This is a genomic window from Acidiplasma cupricumulans, assembly GCF_001402935.1.
GTDB classification, from domain to species: domain Archaea; phylum Thermoplasmatota; class Thermoplasmata; order Thermoplasmatales; family Thermoplasmataceae; genus Acidiplasma; species Acidiplasma aeolicum.
In genome coordinates this window covers 1-1,774 of sequence record NZ_LKBH01000224.1, presented here as the reverse complement: position 1 = coordinate 1,774, position 1,774 = coordinate 1, and the positions used below count along the sequence as shown (strand labels likewise).

The following is a 1,774-nucleotide window of genomic DNA, read 5'->3' as shown; positions in this document are numbered from 1 at the left end:
TATAATAAATAACAATATCAAATCATTGAGGGTGGATTAAAAAATTAAAGATGGTTATTTATTTTTAATCATAAAATATGGGTTTTTCTGTTTGTTTGCATAGACTATTTTATTGGAAGTTTCAAGAATTTCCTTAATCCTTTCCTGTGAAATTTTCATTTTTTTCCTTCCATATGAATAAAGATCATAGGTTCTAAATAAAAACCTTGGAAAGGAAAAAAAATCCCTCAGATATACCGGCATCATTTTTAATATGAACTGTGTTCCATTATCTATTAATTTTTTCTTAATCCCGCCGAGCCTGTCATTACGTATCTTTCCTATAATAAATTTATAAATATAAAATGAATATGATGCATAGAACTGTATAATCTGGTCCAGAACAGGGCCAACCTTTGTTTTCATTACGGGAGTTAAAACATCATACCTGTCCCAGTCAAGTGTAAACAATTCATTATTTTTTAGTGCATTATCGAATATCCTTGTTCCTGGCAATGGGGTGTATATTGAAAATTGAACGGCATCTGCACCAGCCCTTCCAAGCTTTCTGGAAAACCTCACGGTTGATATGGCATCCCTTAACCTCTCATATGGTGCACCTATCATCATACCCACCAGAACAACTATATTATTCTGGGACAGTATCCTTACAGCATCCACCGACTGCGGTGTAAACTCACCCTTATGCATTTTTTTAAGAATTTCCTTGCTTCCGGATTCAACACCCAGGAATGATATACCCATGCCAGCCTCTGCTGCAAGTTTAATTAATTCAGGATTTTTTGATGTGACATCAGCACGCATTTGAACTATCCACTTCATATCTATTTTTTCTTCTATTATTCTTTTAAATAACTCCTCACGCTGCTTAACATTTGGGAAGACTATGAAGATATCATCTGTAAAAAATATCCATGTGTACCCTGCCCTTTTGGCCCTCTTCATCTCCTCTATGATGCGGTCATTTGATTTATTGCGCCACTTATTTCCCCATGTGGGAGTTACAGAGCAGAAATCACATGCATATGGGCATCCACGTGAGGTTTCAAGGCACATAACCTTTTCATGCTCACCATATACCTTAAATGTATATTTACTGCTGTCCAGGAGCTCCAGTGGTGGATATGGCAATGAGTCAAGATCCGATATTAGTTCCCTGGGTTCAGTTTTTAATATTCTATTACCATTTCTGTAATAAATTCCCTTAACAGTGGAAAAATCGTGGTGATTAATTATGGCCATGGCTATATCATAAATTGTTTCATCACCCTCACCAAGAACTGAAATGTCAAAACCAGAATTTATGATTTCTACAGGAAGAAATGTTGCATGATGCCCGCCTGCAACCATAACCGTATCAGGTAAACTTTCCTTAATTTTTCTGGCTATATATCCTGCATTGTTATGTGCGGCAGTTGCGTGCAGTGTTATTCCAACAAGGTCTGGTTTATAATTTACTGAGGCTGAAACAACATCATCCAGTGTAAGATTATCACCCTCCATATCTATAATTTTAACCTCTGCTTCAGGTATCCGTAATATTTCTCCAGCAAGGTCTAAAAGGCCCAGCGGTGCGGGAAGAAATCCCCATTTTGTCATATATGCACTGCCAGTTGCATTGCTAGGCCTTATGAATAATGCCTTAAATGCCATATTAAAAAATGAATTAACAATTTAAATACTTTTCTTAATCATTAAATATACACAAAATACTTATTTAATGAAGAGTTTATACCTGAATATTTTATATAAAATAGCTTAGTCCCATAATTTA

The 1,774-nt window shown here is 35.5% G+C and carries 1 protein-coding gene; it reads right to left on the bottom strand.

Going from position 1 to position 1,774, the window contains the following annotated elements; all coding sequences use genetic code 11:
• Positions 1-54 precede the first annotated feature (54 nt).
• Positions 55-1,653, bottom strand: coding sequence for a B12-binding domain-containing radical SAM protein (locus AOG55_RS06485; protein WP_048101264.1), 1,599 nt, complete (start codon positions 1,651-1,653; stop codon positions 55-57).
• Positions 1,654-1,774 lie beyond the last annotated feature (121 nt).

Bases quoted from the DNA above. Each gene is read 5' to 3' on its own strand.
- AOG55_RS06485 (WP_048101264.1), bottom strand. From the start codon at position 1,653: ATGGCATTTAAGGCATTATTCATAAGGCCTAGCAATGCAACTGGCAGT.